Origin of the sequence: Streptomyces sp. SID14478, assembly GCF_010548525.1 — a bacterium.
Classification (GTDB): domain Bacteria; phylum Actinomycetota; class Actinomycetes; order Streptomycetales; family Streptomycetaceae; genus Streptomyces.
Genome location: NZ_JAAGMG010000284.1, coordinates 1 through 1,167 on the forward strand (window position 1 = coordinate 1; position 1,167 = coordinate 1,167).

The following is a 1,167-nucleotide window of genomic DNA, read 5'->3' on the forward strand; positions in this document are numbered from 1 at the left end:
CGCCCGCGTGCGGGTCGCCCGCAGCCGGATCGCCCTGCACTCCGTGGGGCGGCGCGGGCCGCCGTGCCTGGCCGTCTGAGCCCGCGCACGACAGTCCCCCGCACCTTTTCCCACCCACGGAGCAACAGATCATGAGCAAGCGCAACAGCCAGCAGGCGAAGACGGCGGCCCGCGAGCGGCTGCGGATCGAGCGCGAGCGCCAGGCCAAGAAGGACAAGGCGAAGCGGACGGCGATCGTCGCCGGTTCCATCGTCGGTGTCCTCGCGATAGCCGGTGTCGCCAGCTACTTCGTGATGCAGGGCAACAAGCCCTCCTACTGGGAGGCCGCCAAGGACGACGCCCTGGTCGCGCCCAAGAACACCTCGGGCAAGAACAACACCACGGTGACCCTCGGCAAGGACTCCGCCAAGAAGACGATCATCGCCTACGAGGACTCGCGCTGCCCCGTCTGCGCCGCCTTCGAGCAGACCGTCGGCCCGACGGTCAAGAAGGACATGGACGACGGCAAGTACAAGATCCAGTACGTCGGTGCCACCTTCCTGGACACCAACCTCCAGGGCGAGGGCTCGAAGAACGCGCTCAGCGCGCTCGGCGCCGCCCTGAACGTCTCCAAGGACGCCTTCTGGAACTACAAGGAGGCCCTCTACTCCAAGAAGTGGCACCCGGAGGAGACCACCGACAAGTTCAAGGACGACGCGTACCTCATCAAGATCGCGAACACCGTCCCGGAACTGAAGAACGACAAGGCCTTCCAGAAGGACGTCAAGGACGGCACCTACGACAAGTGGGCGCTGACGATGTCGAAGCAGTTCGACGACAACAAGTACGGCGTCCAGGGCACCCCGGCCTTCGTCCTGGACGGCAAGAAGATCACCGGCTCCGACGGCGACAACGCGCCGAGCACGGTCGACGCCTGGAACAGCGCGGTGGACAAGGCCCTCAAGGGCTGACCTGCGCCACCTGACGCACAGCCGAAGAGCGGGCGAACTCTTGCGAGTTCGCCCGCTCTTCGCATGTACCGGTCAGTAATCTGACCCCTCGTGACCAGTCGACTTCCGCAAGACATATCCGCCTCTCCTGCCCCGCGCCGCCGTACGGTCGTCAAGGCCGCGGCCGCCGGCGCCGTGCTCGCCGCCCCGCTCCTCGCGGCGGCCTCCGCCCACGCCG

General features: G+C 66.9%; 1 protein-coding gene. It reads left to right on the top strand.

The genetic code is table 11. The annotated features are described in order from the left end of the window. Nucleotides 1-131: 131 nt before the first annotated feature. Nucleotides 132-950: a thioredoxin domain-containing protein gene (locus G3I40_RS09840; RefSeq protein WP_164301778.1), complete on the top strand. Its 819-nt coding sequence runs from the start codon at nt 132-134 to the stop codon at nt 948-950. Nucleotides 951-1,167: the final 217 nt, after the last annotated feature.